Origin of the sequence: Streptomyces sp. NPDC059695, assembly GCF_042733785.1 — a bacterium.
GTDB lineage: Bacteria > Actinomycetota > Actinomycetes > Streptomycetales > Streptomycetaceae > Streptomyces.
On the sequence record NZ_JBHWFF010000048.1, the window covers coordinates 47625 to 49029 of the forward strand.

Consider the following 1405-nt stretch of genomic DNA (forward strand, 5'->3'; position numbering starts at 1 on the left):
CCCCTATATAAACACACACTTTTGCGGCGCCCGCTTCTGTTTTTTAAACCACACAGCCCCCCTCCGGGGGGGCGCCGGGCGGCCCCCCCGGCCCCGGCCGGCGGGGGGCGCCCGTGCGTCCGGCGGTCTTGTGCGTCCGCCCGGGGAGGGTCACTATCACTGGCAACACCTGTCAGGAACACGTCACTTGACGGTGCCTCATGGGGCTGCCGCCCAGGGCCCTCCGCTTCACGGAAGGACGTGAGGAGCACGACGAGGACCGAGCGCACCGACGGCGTCCCCCGCTGATTCCCCCCACCCGTTGGATCTCCCCCCACAGGAGGAACAAGAAGTGAGGACCACGCGCACCACCCCCACGAAGAAGTTCCGGCTGCTCGCCCTCACGGCCGGTCTCGTCGCCGCCGCCGCGACGCTCGGCGTCCCCACCGCCAGCGCCGACTCCACGCAGACGTTCAGCGCCGCCCAGCTCTCCGCCGCGGGCGACGCCGTCCTCGCCGCCGACGTCGCCGGCACCGCCTGGCGCGTCGACACCGCCACCGGCCAGGTCGTCGTCACCGCCGACTCCACCGTCTCCCAGGCCGAGATCGCGAAGATCAGAAACCGGGCGGGGGCCGACGCCGGTGCGCTGCGCATCGAACGCACCCCCGGCACCTTCAACAAGCTGATCTCCGGCGGCGACGCCATCTACGCGAGCAGCTGGCGCTGCTCGCTCGGCTTCAACGTCAAGGACGGAGCGGGGAACTACTACTTCCTCACCGCGGGCCACTGCACCGACGGCGCGGGCACCTGGTGGTCCAACTCCTCCCACACCACCGTGCTCGGCACCACGGCCGGGTCGAGCTTCCCGACCAACGACTACGGCATCGTCCGCTACACCAACACCTCGGTGACCAAGTCCGGCACGGTCGGCAGCGTCGACATCACCAGCGCCGCCAACGCCACCGTCGGCATGTCCGTCACCCGCCGCGGCTCCACCACCGGCATCCACAGCGGCACGGTGACCGGCCTGAACGCCACCGTGAACTACGGCGGCGGCGACATCGTCTACGGCATGATCCAGACCAACGTCTGCGCCGAGCCCGGAGACTCCGGCGGCCCGCTCTACTCGGGCAGCCGGGCCATCGGCCTCACCTCGGGCGGCAGCGGCAACTGCTCCTCGGGCGGGACGACCTTCTTCCAGCCCGTGACGGAGGCGCTGAGCGCCTACGGGGTCAGCGTCTTCTGATCCCGGGCTCCGGCCCGGGGCGGGGACGCCCTCCGGCCCGGGCCCTCCGGCCCGCTCGCACACGGTGCGCGCGGCCGGCGCCGCGGCCGCGGGGGGGCTGGGGGGGGGTCGCTCGCGCTGTGCGCCGCGCCGGGGGGGGGTGGGGGCCGCCCGGCAGCGCGGCGGGGGGGGGGTGAACAG

General features: G+C 73.0%; 1 protein-coding gene. It reads left to right on the forward strand.

Annotated features, from left to right (window positions below):
• Nucleotides 1-331 precede the first annotated feature (331 nt).
• The gene (locus tag ACFV2S_RS35100) at nucleotides 332-1225 is read left to right on the forward strand and encodes a S1 family peptidase (protein WP_385569165.1); all 894 of its coding nucleotides are present in this window, start codon (nucleotides 332-334) and stop codon (nucleotides 1223-1225) included.
• Nucleotides 1226-1405: the final 180 nt, after the last annotated feature.